The organism is Nitrosospira sp. NpAV (assembly GCF_000832065.1).
Taxonomy (GTDB): domain Bacteria; phylum Pseudomonadota; class Gammaproteobacteria; order Burkholderiales; family Nitrosomonadaceae; genus Nitrosospira.
This window is the reverse complement of record NZ_JXQM01000003.1, coordinates 251,557-272,422: the sequence shown is the minus strand read 5'-3', so window position 1 is coordinate 272,422 and position 20,866 is coordinate 251,557. Positions and strand designations below refer to the sequence as shown.

16 protein-coding genes and 1 pseudogene are annotated in these 20,866 nt (G+C 54.9%); 10 read left to right on the top strand and 7 right to left on the bottom strand.

The genetic code is table 11. From position 1 onward, the window contains the following. Nucleotides 1-369: 369 nt before the first annotated feature. The 7 genes and pseudogenes from SQ11_RS03655 (at nt 370) to putA (ending at nt 9,020) form a co-directional block, all read left to right on the top strand. A complete protein-coding gene (locus SQ11_RS03655; RefSeq protein WP_041512758.1) occupies nt 370-633 on the top strand; it encodes a hypothetical protein in 264 nt (87 codons plus the stop codon). Between the two features lies 1 nt (nt 634). Further along, nucleotides 635-2,122, top strand: coding sequence for a DVUA0089 family protein (locus tag SQ11_RS03650; protein ID WP_041512757.1), 1,488 nt, complete (start codon nt 635-637; stop codon nt 2,120-2,122). Between the two features lie 45 nt (nt 2,123-2,167). Continuing rightward, nucleotides 2,168-2,551, top strand: a pseudogene (locus SQ11_RS18200) (EndoU domain-containing protein); the annotation flags it as partial. Between the two features lie 5 nt (nt 2,552-2,556). After that, nucleotides 2,557-3,042 carry a YacL family protein gene (locus SQ11_RS03640; protein WP_232297876.1) on the top strand — a complete coding sequence of 162 codons (486 nt, stop codon included), beginning with the start codon at nt 2,557-2,559 and terminating at the stop codon, nt 3,040-3,042. 334 nt (nt 3,043-3,376) lie between these two features. Then, a complete protein-coding gene (locus SQ11_RS03635; protein WP_041512755.1) occupies nt 3,377-3,715 on the top strand; it encodes a P-II family nitrogen regulator in 339 nt (112 codons plus the stop codon). A gap of 143 nt (nt 3,716-3,858) precedes the next feature. Next, nucleotides 3,859-5,301: an ammonium transporter gene (locus tag SQ11_RS03630; RefSeq protein WP_269746025.1), complete on the top strand. Its 1,443-nt coding sequence runs from the start codon at nt 3,859-3,861 to the stop codon at nt 5,299-5,301. A 53-nt stretch (nt 5,302-5,354) separates the two neighbouring features. Further along, nucleotides 5,355-9,020: a trifunctional transcriptional regulator/proline dehydrogenase/L-glutamate gamma-semialdehyde dehydrogenase gene (putA, locus tag SQ11_RS03625; RefSeq protein WP_041512754.1), complete on the top strand. Its 3,666-nt coding sequence runs from the start codon at nt 5,355-5,357 to the stop codon at nt 9,018-9,020. A 120-nt stretch (nt 9,021-9,140) separates the two neighbouring features. Here the strand turns inward: putA and SQ11_RS03620 are convergent, their stop codons facing one another. From SQ11_RS03620 to SQ11_RS03605, 4 genes are read right to left on the bottom strand one after another with little or no spacing between them, the layout of a single operon-like run. Then, nucleotides 9,141-10,607 carry a DUF3526 domain-containing protein gene (locus SQ11_RS03620; RefSeq protein WP_041512753.1) on the bottom strand — a complete coding sequence of 489 codons (1,467 nt, stop codon included), beginning with the start codon at nt 10,605-10,607 and terminating at the stop codon, nt 9,141-9,143. Nucleotides 10,608-10,624: 17 nt separating this feature from the next. Next, nucleotides 10,625-12,106 (bottom strand): DUF3526 domain-containing protein, encoded by a 1,482-nt coding sequence (locus tag SQ11_RS03615; protein ID WP_084226709.1) that lies wholly within the window; start codon nt 12,104-12,106, stop codon nt 10,625-10,627. Further along, nucleotides 12,103-12,819 carry an ABC transporter ATP-binding protein gene (locus SQ11_RS03610; RefSeq protein ID WP_041512752.1) on the bottom strand — a complete coding sequence of 239 codons (717 nt, stop codon included), beginning with the start codon at nt 12,817-12,819 and terminating at the stop codon, nt 12,103-12,105. Before SQ11_RS03610 ends, SQ11_RS03615 begins: the two co-directional genes overlap by 4 nt. 28 nt (nt 12,820-12,847) lie before the next feature. Next, complete coding sequence (locus SQ11_RS03605) at nt 12,848-15,052, bottom strand: TonB-dependent receptor (RefSeq protein WP_084226708.1); 2,205 nt, start codon at nt 15,050-15,052, stop codon at nt 12,848-12,850. 664 nt (nt 15,053-15,716) lie between these two features. Between SQ11_RS03605 and SQ11_RS03600 the strand changes: the two genes are divergently transcribed. The 3 genes from SQ11_RS03600 (at nt 15,717) to SQ11_RS03590 (ending at nt 17,892) form a co-directional block, all read left to right on the top strand. Further along, the gene (locus SQ11_RS03600) at nt 15,717-16,025 is read left to right on the top strand and encodes a hypothetical protein (RefSeq protein ID WP_156972395.1); all 309 of its coding nucleotides are present in this window, start codon (nt 15,717-15,719) and stop codon (nt 16,023-16,025) included. A 274-nt stretch (nt 16,026-16,299) separates the two neighbouring features. After that, complete coding sequence (locus tag SQ11_RS03595) at nt 16,300-16,665, top strand: hypothetical protein (RefSeq protein ID WP_041512750.1); 366 nt, start codon at nt 16,300-16,302, stop codon at nt 16,663-16,665. Nucleotides 16,666-17,004: 339 nt separating this feature from the next. Beyond that, entirely contained in the window at nt 17,005-17,892 is an 888-nt protein-coding gene (locus SQ11_RS03590) for a YihY/virulence factor BrkB family protein (RefSeq protein ID WP_041512749.1), read from the top strand. A 581-nt stretch (nt 17,893-18,473) separates the two neighbouring features. Here the strand turns inward: SQ11_RS03590 and SQ11_RS03580 are convergent. The 3 genes from SQ11_RS03580 to SQ11_RS03570 all read right to left on the bottom strand — a co-directional run bounded on the left by SQ11_RS03580 (nt 18,474) and on the right by SQ11_RS03570 (nt 20,729). Continuing rightward, nucleotides 18,474-19,430 (bottom strand): CHAD domain-containing protein, encoded by a 957-nt coding sequence (locus SQ11_RS03580; protein ID WP_041512747.1) that lies wholly within the window; start codon nt 19,428-19,430, stop codon nt 18,474-18,476. Continuing rightward, nucleotides 19,427-19,969, bottom strand: coding sequence for an inorganic diphosphatase (locus SQ11_RS03575; RefSeq protein WP_198140783.1), 543 nt, complete (start codon nt 19,967-19,969; stop codon nt 19,427-19,429). The genes SQ11_RS03580 and SQ11_RS03575 overlap by 4 nt, the downstream gene beginning before the upstream one ends. Nucleotides 19,970-20,195: 226 nt before the next feature. Beyond that, a complete protein-coding gene (locus SQ11_RS03570; RefSeq protein WP_041512746.1) occupies nt 20,196-20,729 on the bottom strand; it encodes a DUF421 domain-containing protein in 534 nt (177 codons plus the stop codon). Nucleotides 20,730-20,866 lie beyond the last annotated feature (137 nt).

Genomic DNA, 20,866 nt, shown 5'->3' with positions numbered 1-20,866 from the left:
TGGATAACGTACTCCTCCTGATGGCGTCTCGCCAGTTGCGCAGGTAAAGAATGTTGACGCCCCCGGTCAGCCAACGGAAGTTTGGATCTCTGCCCGGTTTCCCGGACATGCCTGTGAGCGTACGAATAGCCGTCACGCTCCAAGGGAGCATGACAAGAGTGTCGCGCATATTTTTCCACATACGGTTCCCTTTCCGGAAACTATAATGGCGCAGTACTTCTTGGAATACTTCCGGGTACATTGGGTTTGGGCTGGCGCAATTCGGCGTATCAACTTTCCTGGTATTTCTCATGAGATGGGCTATATTGAAATTAACAAGCTCATACCGGGCTTTCGATGCTGGGAATGCATATTTGCGAGGGAGGAAAAATGGCGGAGCAACGTGAAACCTATAAGGGCCGGGAGGTTGTCCTTCGAACCGGAGCAGAAGCCTCTACCGCGAGAGCCACCGCAGGGATCAGTGAGGCCGAAGCCGGTGCGGACGGGTCCGAGCTGTACATCGATGGAGAGCGAATCTTCACCGTGCGCGATGCGGGCGGAGCATATATTGCATCTGGCTTCGCCTTCGACCCCCAACCTTCGCCGGCTGATTTAGCCAAGAAGATTATCGATTACAGAGAAGCGGGGGATTAACATGGGAATCCGAAAAAATCAGTCCAGCCTGACAACCTCCGAAAAAGCGGCGTTCGTCGCAGCGGTGAAAGCGCTGAAGGCAAATGGCGACTACGACGTATTCGTCGCTCAGCATCGCGCCGCCTTTATGGCCAGCCCCAATGATCCCGCGCATCGCGGCCCAGCTTTTTTGCCGTGGCACCGGGAGTATCTCCGCCGCTTTGAGCTCGCGCTCCAGCAGATCGACCCAAGTGTCTCCATCCCCTATTGGGACTGGACAGTCGACAGGACGGCCGGAGCCTCGCTTTGGGCTGCGAACTTCATGGGTGGCAATGGAGCGGGCGCCAGCCGGCAGGTTACCACCGGTCCCTTTGCCTTCTCGACCGGAGAATGGACTCTTACGGTCCTTGATCCGGGCGACACCATCACTTTTCTTACGCGCGCATTTGGCGCAATGGGATCACTGCCGACGCAGTCGGCAGTGGACGCCGCCAAGAATGTGGTTCCCTATGATTCATCACCGTGGAACTCAAATAGCAGCACGAGCACAAGTTTTCGCAACCGGCTGGAAGCGGTAATTCACAACCCGGGACATATGTGGGTGGGTGGGTCGATGATGGCCATGTCGTCTCCCAATGACCCCGTGTTCTGGCTGCACCATTGCAATATCGACCGGCTGTGGGCCGAATGGCAGAGGGAAAACCCTACGGAAAATTACTTGCCGCCCAGCGGCACTCCCGGAGTTGTGGCAGGTCATGGCCTGGATGATCCGATGCCCCCCTGGGACAATGAAACGTCGCCGCCAACTCCCAGGAGCGTTCTCGATCATCATGCGCTCGATTACACTTATGATAATGAGGAGGCGGTATCTCCGGAGGCCGTTCCACTTACTATCGATGCGCCCGCTGCTTCCGCTTCGATAGGCCAGGCGGGAGAGGTTGATGCATATAGTTTTGTGGTGTCCGCGGCGGGTAGTTATGTCGTTGAAACTCAGGGCTCGACGGATGTCGTAGTGGGGCTGTACGGCCCCAACGATATGGCGGTACTTATTACCGAAGACGATGATAGCGGAGCGGCGACGAATTCACGGATTGAAAGAAACTTGTCGGCCGGTACTTATTATGTGCGGGTGCGGCACTACAGCGGCACATCAGTCGGAAATTATAGTATCTCGGTGAGGGGATCGGCAGCACAACCCATTATCCCAACCATTCAGGTGAACGGTCCCGCAGTACAGGGAACGATCGCTGCTGCAAATGAGAGGGATATGTATACGTTCACAGTCACTAGCCCCGGCACCCATACCATCGAGACTGCCGGCAACACCGACTGCTTCCTGACATTATTGGGTCCCGGTAACCAGACCACATTAATCGCCCAGGATGATGATAGCGGTCCCGGAACCAACTCGAGGATTGCCGCCAATCTCGCGCCTGGCGTATATTTTGCCCAGATCAGGCATTACAGCCCAAGCGGCACAGGCCCCTACAGCATTTCGGTCAGAACCTGATACCGCATTTTGAGTATCCTGGATAAAACCTATCCGCTTTGCATCATGGCCGCGCGAACGTTGACTCTTCTTGCCTGTCTATTTGTATTCGTTTTGTTCCCGCCGTATGCGCTAGCCGCGGTGGACTGCGCAACACTACCTCGCTGGGTTACCCTCGATAACGGCTTGCAAATGAATCAGAAGCATGTTTTTTGCGGGGAATGGACAGATAGCCGTCCAAAGGGTTTTCATTCGCGCCCCGGTGGCGTCAATCCGGCAACGGTCCAGGATTTTACGGTACAGGATTTACCCAATTCAGCGGGAATATATACTGGCAGATGGTCACATAATAATAATCCCAATAGAAGTAAATTTTCTTCGATGTTTCCCGACAGTTGTTCAAGCGAGCAGGTTCTCAATTCCATTTCCCATGCATCGGCGCATCCGGATCGTAGTTGCCCGGCAGGCTCTCCCGGCTGGGTAAGATGTGGCAAAAATCGGCCGGCTCATGTCACCGAGAGGGAGCTGTCCGGCTATTGCAGCAGCAAGGAGGAGTTTTTCCTGATTGGCTTTGCCGCGTCTGGAAACAACAAAATCAACACAGCGTTTCCCATACGCCAATGAATGGCAATGGCTTTGATTGGCCGGGCCGTCTCGGTGGTAATCCCGCTCACGATCTCGTAATCGCTTACCTTACCATCGACATACAAAAAAATGCCCAATGGGCGGAAGAATTGTTGCAGAAAACCCGGGAAGTCAAATCAGGGCAGATTTCTTCATGGGAACGGATAGGCAACGCGTATTGGCTGCGCTTGTTTCCTGATCATGTGGAAATCGAGGAAGATTATACGGAGGAAACCGGGGAAGCCATCAAAATTGCCATCAATGATTTTGAAGCTGCGGCCGCAGCGTGGCAAGAATTTGTGAGGCAGCATACGTAAACCCATATGAGGCAGACATGGACGGGCACCATGCCCGGCAAATGATTGCTGTTACCCATTGATTATCTGAGTGAAAATGGGAATCGTCCATTATTTGCGGCCTTTGCCGCTTGAAATTGTAAGGCATCGTTGGTTGTCCTCATCCAGGATTGCTACCCTGCTTGCCCATGTCGATAACCCTCCGTGCGCTCGGTCCTCTTGACGTCCTTCTTGGCAACGCGCTGATACCCGGCAGCAAATGCTCGAAGCTTGGTCTATATTGATATCCATGGATTTCTTGATCAAGTGTTGGGCGGGACCCAAACAGATGAGCCGATACGATTGAGGAGGAAGCATGAAATTTGTTACTGCTATCATCAAACCCTTCAAGCTCGGAGAAGTGCGAGAGGCGCTGTCCGCCATTGGTGTGCAGGGCCTTACAGTCACCGAGGTTAAGGGCTTCGGCCGACAGAAGGGGCACACCGAGCTTTACCGTGGTGCCGAGTACGTCATTGACTTTGTGCCCAAGGTAAAGATCGAGGCCGCCGTACGAAGCGAGCTTCTCGTGCAGACGATCGAGGCCATCAGTAAGGCCGCCAATACCGGCAAGATCGGCGACGGCAAGATTTTTGTATTCGACCTGGAACAGGTCATCCGCATTCGCACCGGAGAAACCGATGCAAGCGCGCTTTAACAGGCAATGAAACTGTTTTCCGATCGGTTTTTTGACACAAGCGGCACACCATCCAGATTTACCACAGAATCGTCCCATTGCATGTAGATAAGCGGTTTGAGGGAATCTGATTCTCACTCCACCCCGTCATGGGAGCATGCGTCATGAAAACCAGCATGAAGCGTCTACTGAGTGTACTTTTAATGGGAGCAACGCTGTTTGGCAGCGGTGCAGTTCACGCTGAAGACAAGTCTGCCAAGGAGGCTCCTGTCGCTGCGGCTACGCAGGCAGATCTCCAGGCCTCGACTACCGAGCCCTCCATTATCACCAACGCACAGATCAATGCCGGCGATACCGCCTGGTTGATGACTTCCACCGCGCTGGTGCTGATGATGACGGTGCCGGGTTTGGCTCTGTTCTATAGCGGGATGGTACGAAGAAAGAATGTGCTGTCCACGCTGATGCAGAGCTTTGCGATTACGTGCCTGGTCACCATCCTTTGGTGGGCTGTTGGCTACAGTCTTGCCTTCACGCCGGGAGACAGCCCGTATCTTGGGGGCTTCAGCCGGTTATTCATGGACGGCGTTGTCTATATGAAGGATGTGGCAGCGGTCGCTGCCACCGGGGACGCACCCGCTGTGGCGGCGGTCGCCGGCAGAGTCTCAGTAAGTCATCTGGCCACGACCATTCCCGAGAGCGTTTACGCGATGTTTCAGCTTACCTTCGCCATCATCACGCCTGCCCTGATCTGCGGGGCCTTTGCCGAACGTATGAAGTTCTCCGCGATGCTTTGGTTCATGGGAATCTGGTCCATTGTCGTGTATGCGCCGGTTGCGCACTGGGTGTGGGAGCCGAGCGGTTGGCTCGCCTCCCGGGGTATACTCGATTTCGCAGGGGGCACGGTGGTGCACATCAATGCCGGCATTGCCGCACTTGCCTGCACCCTGGCGCTGGGCAAGCGCGTGGGCTTCAATAAGGAACCGATGGCCCCGCATAACCTGACGCTTACCGTGATTGGAGCATCACTGCTATGGGTGGGCTGGTTTGGATTCAATGCAGGCTCGGCGGTCGCGGCCGACGGGCGTGCCGGGATGGCCATGGCAGCTACTCAGATTGCCAGTGCCGCCGCCGCCCTGGGTTGGATGTTCACCGAATGGATCGTCAAGGGCAAGCCCAGCGTACTTGGCATCGCTTCCGGGGCCGTGGCCGGCTTGGTAGCGATCACGCCGGCATCGGGATTCGTCGCTCCCTCCGCCGCTGTCATTATTGGTGTTGTCGCCGGAGTCATCTGCTTTCTGGCGGCGACTTCGGTCAAGAGGGCGCTGGGCTATGACGATTCGCTCGATGCCTTTGGCGTGCACTGCGTTGGTGGGATTGTCGGTGCCCTGCTTACCGGCGTATTCGCGAGTACTGCCATCGGCGGCGGGCAACCGGGCAGTATCCTCACCCAGTCGATCGGGGTGGGCATCACCATTATCTACAGTTTCATCATGAGCTATGTCATTCTGAAGATCATTGATCTCGCGATGGGTTTGCGCGTTGGTGAGGAAGCGGAGCGGCAAGGCCTGGATGTGGCGCTCCACGGCGAGAGCATCGAGAATTCGTAGGGTATGTCAGCGATGGCGGGATTCGAGTTGTATGCTCTTGCGTCACCATCCCCATGACTATCGCTCTCCAATCCGAACTTCGCGCACCGCAATCGCCGCTGCGCGCCGCGATCACCGATGCCTACCGGCGCGACGAGGCGCAAAGCGTTAGTGAGCTGATGAGGCAGATCGATCTGCCGCGTGCGAGCCAGTACCAGGCGCGGGAACGCGCACGCAAGCTGGTAGCCACGGTGCGTGGCAAGCGCGCCCGCGCCAGCGGGGTTGACGCGTTGATGAACGAATTCTCGTTGTCGAGCCAGGAAGGCATTGCGCTGATGTGTCTGGCCGAAGCGCTTCTGCGTATCCCGGACCCTGAAACTGCCGGCCGCCTGATACGCGACAAGGTCAGCAGGGGCGACTGGGGTTCACATCTTGGGAAGAGCCCGTCGCTATTCGTGAATGCGGCTGCCTGGGGCCTGCTGATCACTGGCAGGCTGGTGTCGACCCATAGCGAAGATGGGCTGGCGTCCGCACTGACGCATCTGGCCGCAAAAGGCGGGGAGCCGCTGATTCGCAAGGGCATGGACCTTGCGATGCGTATGCTGGGTCAGCAGTTCGTGGCCGGTGAGACGATTCAGGAAGCCCTCGATCGCAGCCGCGAACACCAAGCGCGCGGCTACCGCTACTCCTATGACATGCTGGGTGAGGCCGCCATCACGATGGCCGAGGCCGATCGCTACTATGCGTCCTATGAGGCCGCGATCCACGCCATTGGCAGGGCGAGCGCCGGCGCCGGAATCTACGCCGGGCCTGGGATCTCGGTCAAGCTTTCCGCGTTGCATCCGCGCTACATGCATGCCCAGCGCGCGCGCGTTGTCGCCGAGCTGCTGCCGCGGCTGAAGTCGCTGCTACTGTTGGCGAAACGCCATGACATCGGGCTGGATATCGACGCCGAGGAAGCTGACCGCCTCGAGCTCTCGCTCGATCTGCTGGAAGCGCTCGCGTTCGACTCCGATCTGGCCGGCTGGAACGGCATCGGCTTCGTTGTCCAGGCCTATCAGAAGCGCTGTGCGTTCGTGATCGATTGGATCGTCGACCTTGCGCGCCGCAGCGGCCACCGCATCATGGTCCGGCTGGTCAAGGGCGCGTATTGGGATGTGGAAATCAAGCGTGCACAGGTCGACGGGCTGGAAGGCTATCCGGTCTATACGCGCAAGGTGCATACCGATGTCGCCTATCTTGCCTGCGCGCAAAGGTTGCTGCGCGCGCCGGACGCGGTATACCCGCAGTTTGCGACGCATAATGCCTATACGCTGTCAGCGGTCTATCAGATGGCGCAGGAGGCGTGGGTTGACGACTATGAATTCCAGTGCCTGCACGGAATGGGCGAGACCTTATATGATCAAGTGATTGGCGCGGATCAACTTGCCAAGCCGTGCCGGATCTATGCGCCGGTCGGCAGCCACGAGACATTGCTTGCCTATTTGGTGCGGCGCCTGCTCGAGAACGGCGCAAACTCGTCATTCGTCAACCGCATTCTCAACGAGAACGTGAGCGTGGACGAGCTGGTCGCCGATCCGGTCGCCCAGGTCGAACATGATGGTCCAATGCCGCATCCGGCGATTCCGTTGCCGCGCGACTTGTACGGCCAAGGGCGCAGGAATTCATCCGGCATCGATTTCAGCAACGAGCACGTGCTCGCCAAATTGAGTGCCGAGTTGACCGTGCTGGCAGGCCGGGATTGGCGGGCCATGCCGATGCTCGCCAGTGGCGATCGCACCGATGGTGAACAGCTACCCGTTTCCAATCCTGCCGATCGCGCGGATCGTGTCGGCACCGTGATCGAGGCGAGTGAAGGCGACATCGAAGCGGCGCTTGCAGCCGCGCAGGCGTTTGCGCCCGAATGGCAGGCGGTACCGCTGGAGTTCCGTGCAACGCTGCTCGAATGCGCAGGCGACGCACTTGAGAGGCACCGCGCGGCACTAGTCGGGCTCGCGGTGCGCGAGGCTGGCAAGTCGCTGCCGAATGCGCTCGCGGAGGTGCGCGAGGCGGTTGACTACTGCCGTTATTATGCGCAGCAGATGCGCAGCCAGTTCGCGAATGGCAACCAGCCAGGGGCGCTCGGGCCGGTGGCTTGCATCAGCCCATGGAATTTTCCGCTTGCGATCTTCGTCGGCCAGGTAAGCGCCGCGCTCGCCGCCGGCAACCCGGTGCTCGCGAAACCAGCCGGGCAGACGCCGCTGATCGCGGCAACCGCGGTAAGATTATTGCATGAGGCCGGTATTCCGCGCGCGGCACTGCAATTCTTGCCTGGAGGCGGTAAGTCGGTGGGTGAGCAGCTCACCGGCGACCCGCGCGTGCGCGGCGTTATCTTCACCGGCTCGACCGAGGTTGCCCAGATCATCCATCGCAAGCTTGCCAAGCGCTCGCAGGATGAGGAAATCCCCCTGATCGCCGAAACGGGGGGGCAGAATGCCATGGTGGTCGATTCATCGGCGCTGCCTGCACAGGTAGTGCAGGACATCCTGGTATCCGCTTTCGACAGCGCCGGCCAGCGCTGCTCGTCGCTGCGCGTGCTGTGCTTGCAGGAAGATATCGCCGGCCGTGTCCTGGAGATGCTGAAGGGTGCGATGCAGGAACTTGCGCTCGGCAACCCTGGGCGGCTGGCCACCGACGTCGGCCCGGTGATCGATGCCGGCGCGCGGCGTACATTGCTCAATCACATCGAGAAGATGCGCGGGGCCGGTCACGCGGTGTTCCAACTGCCACTGCCGCCCGTTTGTGTGAGCGGCACATTTGTCCCGCCGACCCTGATCGAGATCGGTGGCATCCATCAGCTGGAGCGAGAGGTGTTCGGTCCGGTGCTGCACGTGGTGCGCTTTGCACGCGACCAGCTGGACGAACTGGTCAGTTGCATCAACGCGAGCGGTTACGGCCTCACGTTCGGCGTGCACAGCCGGATAGACGAGACCATCGATTTCGTTGCCGCTCGCGTACATGCCGGCAACATCTACGTGAATCGCAACATGGTCGGGGCGGTGGTAGGGGTTCAGCCATTCGGCGGCGAGGGTAAATCCGGCACTGGCCCCAAGGCGGGCGGCCCCTTATACCTGCATCGCCTGCTGCGGCAAGCAGCAATGTCGCTTGCGCGCATGGGCGGTGTTCGCAAAAAGGATGAACCTGGGGAATCGGATGCGCTGGCGGCGCTGCAAGCACTTGCCGGCTGGGCGCGGCAGAACGGTCGCTCCGCATTCGCCAAACGTTGCACAGACTATGCGATATGCACGCCGCTGATGCATCGTATTCCGCTGCCGGGACCGACGGGGGAGAGCAACATGCTCGTGTTTGCGCCACGCGGCGAGGTTGCCTGCATTGCGAATGACGAGACCGCGCTGCTTGAGCAGATTGCCGCCGTGCTTGCAACGGGCAACCGCGTGTTGCTCGCGGATGAACCGATGCCGCGCGCGCTGGCCGCTATGCTGCCCCCACCAGTGTGCGAACAGTTGCGGGTTGAGCGCGGCTGGATGCGCGAGCCCATTGCCGCAGCACTCTACACGGGGCCAGCGGACGACGCCTATCAGCTACGCGGCGACCTCGCTGCGCGCGACGGTGCCCGGGTGCCGCTGATCGCAACCGATGGCTGCGATATTCCGCTATATCGGCTGGCCACCGAGCGCGTGGTGAGCGTGAATATGACTGCCGGCGGCGGCAATGCGAGCCTGATGACACTTGGTGCTTGAGCGCGGCGCGCATCAATGAGCATCGGAGAAGGGCGGGTAACTGAAAAGTAGCCATAACCGGCTTGGAGAGATCAGCGCTTCACCTTCCTTGTCACGAATGAAAAACGAGCATCGTTGCAATCAGGCTGTGACGGGATAATGGGAAATCCGCCGGGCGGCAAGATAACTCAACAGGATAGCCGGAATGAGCAGCCCGAGAAGAGTGCGCATCAAACGTGAATTCAGGTCGGAAAGTGGTTGCGGCTGGTATTGGAAACGAGGAAAATTATTGTAGTCTTCCGGTGTCAACGCAATATTTTTCAATGCCCTGGGTATAAAAAACCCCTGCCAATCAGTGTAAAACCGGTCAACCTGTTCCATAAAGAGTTGGTAACGGCTATTTCCAGTTCCTGCTATATCGTTCAACCCCCCCTGCATTACAATCGCGGGAGATGAGAAACCCAGCCAGTCTACGATGCGTTGCTGACGCATCAGTTGATCGTTATGCTGTGTCATGAGCTTCTCAGTCAAGCGGGCTGCGGTCTGTTGCACAAGAATTCTCTTGCGAGCAGTACCCAGGTCTTTTTTGTTCAGAACGCCATCACTGCCTGACATGGCGGAATGCTCCTCCTCGTAGCGAGCTACTGAAGCGTCATACTCCTTGCTGACATCTGTCTGTATGGCGCGCAAGCTGTTGATCATCTCTACTCTGGATGGAACTGGATACGCCACGTTCACGGCGACGCTAAGTAATGTTGGCACGATCAGTGAAAATCCTACCCATAGGCCTATCAGAACCAGCACATTATGTTCCGAGCTTTTGCCCCAAATGGAAACCACGGCGGTAACGGAAAACCAGAACAAGGCATAAGCGATGGCAAGTCCGACCCACCATGCGAGACGTACTGCAACATCGGTCGAAAATGACTGAAAAGTGTTCTCGAAAACAACAAATCCGACGGTTATCGTCGCCAGCGGCAGAATAAGCAACGCGGCCCTGCATGCAAGCTTGGCAAGAAGCACGATGCTTAGCTGGATAGGATTCGCCATGAGTATTGCCAGCGTACCTTGTTCGCGCTCGCCTGAAAGGGTGTTGTAGGACAACGCGATAATGAGCAATGGCAAGAGATAAACCATGAAAAATGCCAGATCGAAATGGCCGATGAGGAGATTGCCCGGATTCTCGATCTCCTCGTTGAAAGTAAACGTTTCCTTGCTGTCAGCGGATATCAAGATATAGGAAGGATTCAAGTCACTTTGACCGATAGCGGTCGAGGCAAGGGGGCCGGGAGGAAGAACCGCATAGGTGGCTGCATGGCGGTTTCCGATCCACAGGGGATTTGCCGGATTCCGGAAAGCGCTTGAGGCGATATACTCGCCTTTCTGCATTGCAACCAGCTTCTGGAGATTATCCTTCAATCTCAGCTGTTCCTCTTTTCCTGCTGCCTCCGTCGCATACCGCTGCTTCTCAACGGATGTCTTGCCGTTGACGAGGCCATACCCAGCGGCCAATGACAGCATGACCAAAATACTCCCGATCACCCTCTCCGCTTTGAAACTATGCCACTCGTGGCGAAAAACCTCGCGGAATGGAAAGAATGAGGACATGCGGGTTTCCGGCGTGCTCATACTGGCGACAAGCGGCGTGCGGCAAATATTGCGAGTGTTCCCATCACAAATGCCCAAGTTGCCAGTATCAGGAAATTGAAGTTTTGCCGGTCCCACACCCAGCGGGTACCGGGAATTTGATAGGTGAATGCCGGTATCTTTGCCCACAGCTCCGGGGCAGCTTTATACTCCTTGTCGCCATACTTCCGGTTTCTTACCAGATCGTCGCTCGTCATGTCCTGGATATGACGACGGTAAGTTTCCGCGGCGCGTGCGAAATCGTTATGGTGTTCGATATCCGCACCTGCCAGCCCCATCGAGATAGGTTGCATGGCCATCAACGGAAACACAAATCCCGCGAACGAACGTATCCTTTCCTGTTGCGCATAACTGTCCCACAACTTACCGTAGGCCCTGTCAAAAATACGGTAGCCGCGCATATCGTCCTCCTGTAGCGCCAATCCATCGAAATCCACGGGAAGCTCCTCAACTTTCGACACACCATACTGCTTCAATACATCATCGCGAAATTTGAGATAGGCAGGATGAGTATCGTCATGCCCGAAGGTAGCTTTGCGTGCCTCGGTGAGGGCAGTCTGAAATTCCACCGCGCTAGGTGTCGGGCTTGCGCCACGCGCAAGGTCGATCATCAGGCGCGGCACGACAAAACTGTTCAGCACCCAGAAAGCGAGCAATAACACCAGGGCCTTGCGGGAGGATTTCGCTAGGGCCGAGATACCGAGCGACAATGCGGTAAACCCCGCATGGTAAATCGCATAGCCCGCCATCATGAGGATCACGCGCTCGCGTATGTTATCGATGCTGACATGGTGCTCGGATGAAGGAAGCAGCATTATCAGGCTTCCCATTGCCAACGGCAGCATCAATGCACAGAGAGCAAGCGCGCTCGCCAGGGCTTTTCCGGCCAGCAACTGCAACGGGTGTACGCCAACGCTCAGCAATTGGCGCAGCGTACCGCGTTCCCGCTCCCCCGTAAAAGCGGAGAATGTCAGCAGGATGATTATCAGGGGCGCCAATACTTGCAATATGAAGGCAACGGATAGCTCGCCAAACCGCTGTAGCGATGTTGCATCGCGAGCCGGGCGGAACTTGAATTCATTCTGCTTGTGGGCCTCCATCCAGACGCTTACGCCCACAAACGGCGTAATACCAGGATCGACAAACAATAATGGACTGGAAGGCTTGAATGCATACTGCCCAAAATGGGCTGCACTATGCGGATTCTTTTCGCCTTGACCGAGCCACTGAGCGTACGAAACATCTTGCGCTGCGGCCCGTTCCACCCGTGTGTGCTGCATCTGCTGCCATCCCATCAGAAACGCGCCCAGCATCAGCAGTAAAAACGTTCCGGCCATCCAGGTGAGTCTCCTGTCGCGCAACAGCTCCAGGAACTCTTTCCTGGCCACGACCGCAATGACGCCGCCTCGGAGGACCGTCCCGGAGCGGACCCCAGCGTGTGGTTGAACTAGGTTACTCATGCCAATTGCCTGCTCCCGGAAATCTCCAGGTATATTCGTTCCAGATCCGTGGAATCCACGTCGGCTGTGGCGAGGGTAGATATCAGTTTTCCGCTGCGCATGATGCCTACGCGTGTTCCAGTTTGCTTGGCAAGAAAAAGATCGTGCGTGGTCATCAGGATAGCGATATTCTGGTGTTTCAATTTCTGGAGCAGGGAAGCAAATTCGTTTGCTGCCTGCGGATCGAGACCCGACGTGGGTTCATCGAGTAACAGCGCTCTCGCATTCTTGGCCATCGCAATCGCAATTCCCACCTTTTGGCGCATTCCCTTGGAATAGCCTCCGACGCGCTTGAATGCCACTTCTCGCGCCAGTCCCGCGTGATCCAGAAGTTCCAGCAATTCGTCGTCAGGCCGCTTCACTCCAAGTGCGAGCGCCGTAAAGTAGGAGATATTCTCAAGGCCGGATAAACTGCCATACAACATCACGGTTTCCGGGATATAGGCTATTTGCCGTTTGGCCTCAAGCGGATTCCTGGTGACGTCGATGTTGTCCACGAGAGCTCGTCCGCTGGACGGCCGGACGAAATTTAGAAACAGGTTGATGGTGGTGGTCTTGCCTGCTCCGTTTCCGCCCAACAAGCAAAAGATTTCTCCACCCGCCACGGTAAGATTCAACCGGTCCAACGCCAGTACGCCGTTATAGTGCTTGGTGAGATCCTGAGCGTGAAGCAATGTAGCTCTCCTTTGAAGACGAATTGGATTAAAATTTGAACGAAATTCCACCTAGCACCGTAAGGGGGGCCGCCGGATTATAGGTCCTCGAACCGCTTGTGATGCCGGCGGAAGATGCATAGCGTTCGTCCGTCAGGTTGAATACTTGGACGAAGTAACGCTGCCGCATATTCCAGGGTTGCGACTTTGGCTCGTAGCTCGCTATCAAATCCACCGTCTCGTATCCGTCATAATATGCTTGGGCTGCCGTGGCCGTTGGCAGGTTGATCGCATAACGGCCAAAGATCCTGCCTATGGCAGTAATCGACAAGCCTGGCATGGGTCGTACCGTACCGGTAAAAGTGGCCATGAATTTGGGTACCCCCGTGACGTTGGCACCCAGCAGGAAAGGCTGGGTGGGGAGGGCTTCGGTAACTCTCGAGTTGAATCTGGAAATCGCGGCTGTGGCTTCAAACCAGTCTGCCGGCATGAACCGGATTTCAGCCTCGGTGCCGATGCGCTTGGTTTTTCCGACATTGACATAATCGAGTAAGGCAGGGTTTGGCAGCGCCACCTCGTTCTTGCTCTCTATCTGGTAATGGGCGACATCGATCATCAACATCGATCCCGGCGTAAGCGTGAAACCCAGCTCGAGCTGTCTGAACGTGGTGGGCTGGACACGGATGCCGGCCGTGAATTTCGCCGCGTCGCTCGGTAGTGCAAAACCATCGGCCACGCTGAGCCGCGCTTCCAGGAGCCCCGGCCAAAGCGTGGAGCGGAAGCCGAACTTGGGGGTAGTAATGTCGAAATCCTCCATCTTGCCGCACTGGGCGCTGGCGCCTGTGCGTGTTTCGAGGCCGCGCCGGTCGCACCCCCCGTCGATAAGATCTTTGCGGATGCCGAAGGACGGCCTGAAATAGGGGCTAAGTACCCACTCGGTCTGGGCAAACAATGAAATATAATTGGTTTTGAGATTCCGGTTAAGGGTTCCGCTGCCGCCGTTGATCCCCGCAGTCAGGGTGGTGGGCGTGAACTGGCCATTATTCAGGGCATCGGCATACTTGTATAAGGTTTTTTCTTCATAGCGTTCCGCGCCTAGAACCCAAGTCAGTGGTTTTGACAGAAAGTTGTGCTTTCCGTTGACGTTGAGCCCGAATCCCAGCACATCGCGGTCGTAATCTTCCTGCCGTTGCTGCCAGGTAGTGGCATTGGTCAGCCGGGTAAAGGAACGGCGGAATGTCTGCGTGGTGGCGTAGCCAAAAAGCGCGGCTGTTATCTGCGGCGTGAACGCGTGGGAAAGGTCCCCTCTTATGGTATAAAGATCCTTGTCAGTGCTATCGTTCTGGACATTTGGATTTTTTGCGAAAAAGAAGTTGCGGTTGCTGCGATTATCGTATTGTTCCTGGGAGATCACGGAAGCGGTATTCGCCTCGCCGACGTGCGCCCGGCCTGCAATGGTGAAGCGCGTCTTGTCGGTAAAGCTATAGCCGGCGCTGAGCGATCCGGTATGACGCTCGTTATCCGATTGAGGACGAAAGCCGTCGCTGCGGAAGCTTTGCACCGCTGCATTCAAATCCACCCCATATAGATTGCCCCCCGCCGCCGCCTGCAAATCCACGGTTCCGAACGAACCACCGCGCAAATCCAGTTCGGCATATTTGCCGGATCGGCGGGTTTCCAGCGCCACCACCCCGGCCCGGTTGAAATTTCCATACAAGGCCGATACCGGGCCCTTGAAAATTCTCATGGCATTGATCTCCAGTGGAATGATCACGCTCATATCGGCGTAGCCGTCGGCATGGCTTGAGGCTTCATTCAATGGAATGCCATCGACGACGAAGCCTATATCACCACCGTGGCCGCCACCTGAAAAACCACGCAGGTTAATGGAGCTGGCAACGCTGCCATAACCTAGGCTTCGTACTTCCATGCCTGCGGTTTCACGGAAAAGCTGCTCCAAATTGGAAACCTGACGCTCCGCAATGAAATCCTTGTCGAACACATGCACGCTGAAAGGCTGATTCTTACTGATGGTAAGGGTCTGGCCCTTTATGACGAGGGGTTCGAGCCTGACGACCTTCAGATCATTGGCGGCCACCTGGAAAGGAGCTAAAGGCTGTGTCGAGGTTTCTGGCGCTTTCTCGATGTTCTTTTCAACATCATTTATTTTTTTGGGCTGCTGCGCTAGAGCAGGCAGGACGGAGAGGACCAAGGTCGCTACCATACACCTCGGCAGAATGAATTCTTGTCTCATGGTTTTCCCTCTTATATCCGGTCGACGGAGCCCAGTTATTGTTATCTTTATATTATTAAGAAGTATGATTATTTAATCATACGTATGAAATTTATCACAAAAACTTCACATGTCTGTCGGATAAAGCTGCGATATGAGGTAGGTGAAAATGAATGCCTTGTAAGGAATTCCCTACATGACTGGATTCATCTGGATTTTCGCGTTACGGTGGGCAGCAGGAAGAAGAGCAAATTAATATCCTGGGCAGGCCATGATTAAGAATTAAGTCTTATGATGCGGTAAAACATATTCTGAATCAGAAAAAGATGGCAATTGTCTAATTAAAATAGACGCTAACTTCATCGTGAAACACTTGCCGAAGGAATTTGAGCTAGAAAAGTTGCCCAGCACTATGGAAACAGTTGCGGATTGAGCAAGGCACGCATCAATGAGTCTCAAAGAGAGAAAGGACTGATACGTAAGTCGCCATTCGGCTTGGAGAAATCAGCTTTCACGCATCTTATTTGAGAAATCAGACGCGACAGCCAAACTGACAACATCGCCTGCCTGTTAGAGCGCGGGATTGTTTCCTGTTATTCTATGGATATAATTGACAGCGCTACATCGTTTCGCTGCGCTCGATGCGACCATTGTCCGGACTTTACCAAGGAAAGATATTAAATCCATGAAAAGCGTTTTGTTGATCCTTCCCTTTCTCGCGGGTTGTGCATCGATGCTGGCTGACGGTACGCCCACTACGGCGGATGACGGTTCAAGGATTTACTCCATTACAAGTTTATATGACGGAGAGTCGGGATCAAGAGAGCAGGCCATCAGATCCATGAACATCGATGCCACAAATCTGTGCATGACGGGATATACGCTTATCTCTGAAGAAGTTCGTCCAATCATGGGTCCAACTGGAGGGGTCACGTCCTCACGCCTCATTTGGGAAATCAAATGCGACAAAAAACCGGAAGAAACATCTTCCTAGCAGCTGTCGGGCTTAAAGGAAATCGGCTGCAAAAAGCATCTGGCCGGTCCCTATTTCACCGCTTTTTAGGCTAATAGAAATAGCTATTAGCCTCCAAAATCCTCAGAATCTCTCCTCGTCCAGTCACTTTCTTGCTGCAATTCTTTAAATCCGGCAGGTGCCGGCAGCCGTAAGCGCGTGTTTGGGTCCCGTGCGGTAGCGCACTGAAAGGACGGGGAATGTTTTGTATTATTCCTACACAGCACCATTGCTGGACAGATGAAAGGAACTCACCATGAATTATCCTGCAACAGCAAGAAACGAAGCGCCGCGATCCTTATGGCTCATTATCCAATCGGGTGTCAGCGCGCTAAGTATGATTCTTTTTATGTACGGTTCAGCTCAGGCACAGACCGGGCCCATGGATAGTCCTCCAATTGGACAATCCGGAGCCGAACAATATAAGCCGGGGAAGACTCCCACGGGGCAGGAGTATGGTGTCATTAAAAAGGGTGAACCTCACAAAAGCGAAGCTGCCAAGAAAAAATCGGATGGTTCAAGCGAGAAGCAGGAAACGAAGCCTGGCAGCGAGTCCATCATTGATCGTGACAAAAGAGAAAGTCACGAAGGGTCCGGTCCTGATCCGCTTGGTCGGTATTAGTATTGTTGGCTAAGTGGCTGCGGGAATTTTTCCGCAATCCGATCCGAGTAATGCGATTGCATACAACTTTCGAGTTCTTCCGGACTTTCTCAGGTCTCCGGAATACAGGGTACAGGGTTGCCGCGGTTTTACTCAATTGACGAGTAGATACGGAAGCCACAGCCACGGTTCCAGCACGCTCCGTCATGAAAAACGGCGTGGATCTTTGCAACCAGGTTTTTCCCCCATTTATATTTCCCGATTGGTAGATTGGAGTCTGGCGATAATAGTGTCTCTTGCTTTCCGCTAAATTCCCGCCGCTTCCCCAGCAAGCAATACGTCTCCCTTCAGGAGTTTCGTATGAATATCAAGCAAGTTTGGAGTCTGATCAAAGCTGCTTTTTCATCCTGGCTCGATGATTATGCACCTAGCATGGGAGCCGCCCTGGCTTACTACACCATGTTTTCTATAGCGCCGCTTTTATTGATCGTGATTTCAACAGCAGGTCTCGTCTTCGGCGAAGAAGCCGTGCGAGGGGAAATCTTTGGTCAATTGCAAGGCTTGATGGGCGATCGCGGCGCGGAGGCAGTGCAGGGCCTCCTGGAGAGTGTGAGCAAGCCGGAAGAGGGCATCGCCGGCACGCTCTTCGGAACCGTCTTACTGCTGATCGGTGCAACAACGGTATTTGGCGAACTGCAAAATGCGTTCGACCGCATTTGGCGTGTTCCAAGTAAAAGTAAGGATGAGGGAGTGTGGCGGCTGGTCCGCTCGCGGCTGCTATCCTTTGGAATAATACTGGGAATAGGTTTTCTGATGATGGTATCGCTCGTGTTCGGTGCTGCGATGGCTGCATTGGGAAAATGGTGGGGACCTTATTTTGCAAGTCTAGAAATATTGGTGACCGCGCTGAATTTCTTGGTCAGCTTTGCCTTAACGACGGTCATGTTTGCAATGCTTTATAAATTTATGCCGCGGGTCAAGATTCATTGGGAGGATGTTTGGGCTGGCGCAGCCGTTACCGCATTATTATTTACAGTGGGAAAGCTTCTCATCGGCATCTATATCGGGAAGAGTGCCATTAGCTCGGGATTTGGCGCAGCGGGTTCGCTGGTGGTTGTACTGGTATGGGTATATTACTCCGCCCAGATCTTTTTACTGGGAGCTGAATTTACCTGGATTTATGCGCGTATGCACGGGTCAAGAAAAGAATCGCCGCCATCTAAAATGCCAGGGCAAAAGGTCGGGTGAAAGCGGAGGTAAAGTAGCAGGAACATAGTGGCGCGGCCGGGGAATTCCCTGCCACAGGGAAGCAGCTGGAGGGACAATATTGCAGGCGGGCATCTATCCCGCCAGCAGTCTATCTTATCGTGGCAAGGGCGTCCCTGGCGGTATTCTGGAAGCCTCTTCCGGACTAATTCTGCCGTCGCGATCTATGTCGGCGGCTTCTCTGTTTGTCTGGTTCAGCTTGTCTCTCACGGGATCGCTACCGGTCATTGGACCGGCATTTGGATAATTGGGCTGTGGTGGCCGGGCGCCACTTTGCCCCGCGGGGGGCTGGCCAACAATGGAACCGCTCTGACCTGACGGAGGCTGGCCAATTATGGATCTGTTCTGCCCTGGAGCGGGCTGTCCTCCGACGAGCTGGGCATGAGTTGAGCCCGTTATTATGAGAATCAGTGCACCGGCAAATGCCAGTGATCGGGCCGGTAAGATTGAAGAGGGTTTCATGACGGTTTCTCCTTGGAGATGCAGAATTGCTATATGCTACGTAAGCACCTCGAGGATATCAGTGCGGAAACCCACTCAAGCGGAGATAAAGCCGCTATTTCTTAAATTGCCCTTATTCCGCTCTTCTTAGAAGGCGCTTTCCTGACTAGGGTTGCCGCAGCGGTTGGAGGTATCTGTTTCAATATACGTTTCGTAAATCGCTTGGGTTTGCGGTCGTAAAGTTTTTTCCCCAAACCGAACGCTTTTTTTTGTAGTTTTGTTCGACGCTGGTCAATTAATGCATGCAGTGTTTTTATCACCTCGGAATTAACGGGCACATAAGCGCCCCTGGCAATTTCCTGTGAAAGCATAACAAGGTCGTGATCGTTTCCCAGGTGGTCAGCCAATTGATCCATCCGTTTCAAGATTTTTACTATACCGCCCCTCTCTGAAGGATGAAGGCCCTCCATCGCATTCAGCAAATATTTCACCTGTTTTCGCCATTCATGGAGCGCTTCTGGCGTTCGGACCGTGTCAGCTTCGGCATGTGCTTTGCGGCCCTTCTGATAGATATGCCGTAATCCTGTCTCGATGGCTGCGGAATCAATGGATGAAAATTTCTCTTTTTTCGCCAGGGCGGTGCAGTCTTTAAGCAGCCGGATACAGTTCTTCAGTTCGGTTGGCGTGTGTAGAAAATGGCGTCGCGCCCTTGTCAGATTTGCGTGCAATATTTTCTGAAGGGGAGCAATTTTCACGCTTTTCAGCTTATCGCCATACCGCTCATGCAGCGAATCGAAGGCATCAATCAATGATTTGGCATCGCGGAACGGCGACAGGAAGCGGCCTGCATCCCTGAGCCCGGAGTTTTCCGTTTGATAGGTGCGCTTGCTCATCCCGTTTTGCAATAGACGCAGTGCCGCGCGTGCTTTTTTCAAGGCCTTGCGTGCATCGTGAATTGACTCGTCCGAAATAGGCTGCGGCGCCTTCATATGCTCCAAGGCTTCATCGATGGCCGCGTGCAGCATTCCGTAAGCTGGATTAACCGCTGTCATGGAGCGAGTGATCTGCATAGCCTTCATCGCTTGCGTTCACGCTTGTAGCGCCCGACGGCATCGGTCACCGCTTCTTCCGCTTCTTTTGGACCGCCGTGCTTGACGAGTTTGTATTTGCGCCCCTGCGCCTGATTGTACGAAACAAAGAAATGTACTATCTCGGTTAACAATGTGCCGGGCAAATCATCAATGCGTGCATACGAGGCTGGATTCACAGGCGTCACGGGTACGGCGAGGAGCCGATCATTGCGAAACGTCTTTTTCTTCTCGGTCTGCTCCCCGGATACCGTGCCGATCAACTTGCCGGTCACAAGACATCCCGGGAAGCTCGGCGCGTCACTGATCACAAGCACATCAAGTGCGTCGCCATCTTCCGCAAGCGTCATGGGAATTGAGCCAAAATCAAACGGGAAGAATGCCCCAGCCGGCAGAATCCGACTCAAGCGAAAGCAGCGCGTTTTGGCGTCATACTTGAATTTGTTGCGACTGCCTTTTGGCGTATCGATAATGATGTTGACCAGGCCCGGCCCGGCTCTGGGGATGAGATTATCCAACGGCTCCCTCATCTTTAGCGCTCCTTTAAAATTCATTTATCCATCAACATACTAAAATACTGGCGAGAATCATGGGCTAATGGCCGGTGGGACTTACAGGAAATGGGCTGCAAAAAGCGGGTGCAGAAGCATCGAGCCCCCGGTCCATACTTTGCCGCTTTTCTAGCCAATTGACCTTCAAAATTTATCATGCTCGCGCTGTCAATTTTTTAGCCTCGATTCTTAAGTCCACAGACTACTAGGCAATTGTTTTACCCCCGGCAGCAGCGGGAGATTGCCGCGACTCCTGGTTATCGCGCCGTAATACGCTGATTTCGCCATCTTCTTCAAGATGAGCAATTTTTATTTCATCGAGATTTTCGATACCTTGCTCTCGCAACTTGGACTTCAATTCGTCCATGGTGATCAATTCCCGCCTCATGGCTTTTCGCTGCATCTTGCCATCCCGTACAAGAACCTGCGGTGGCGGTTGCACCCAACGACGAACAGTGGGGAAATGAAAGCTCATCCAATCCAGAACATAATTCCATCCCGCAATGGTGGCAACGAGTATGCAGCCATCCGTGATGGAATCATAACCCCCCGACATGCCGTTGCTGGCCGCATCCGCGATGAGAACCAGCAACAGTATGTCCGCAACGGCGATAGCCCCGATGTCGCGGCGAAGCAGGAATCTGAAAAGTAAGAATATGAACCAATAAATAACCGTTCCTCGCACGACGATCTCGGCAGGACTGACTGAAAAGCTAAAAAGGCGAGCCCAATCCATCATCCTGCGTCCCGTAGTGGCCTCACCTGGAAGGTGAGCGTCAGATAATACGAAATATCATTACTAAACATACACTAATCTGTTAAATGAGCGCTCAACCACCGAATTCAGGATGATGTGTTGGTTTACTGGTAGTCTCA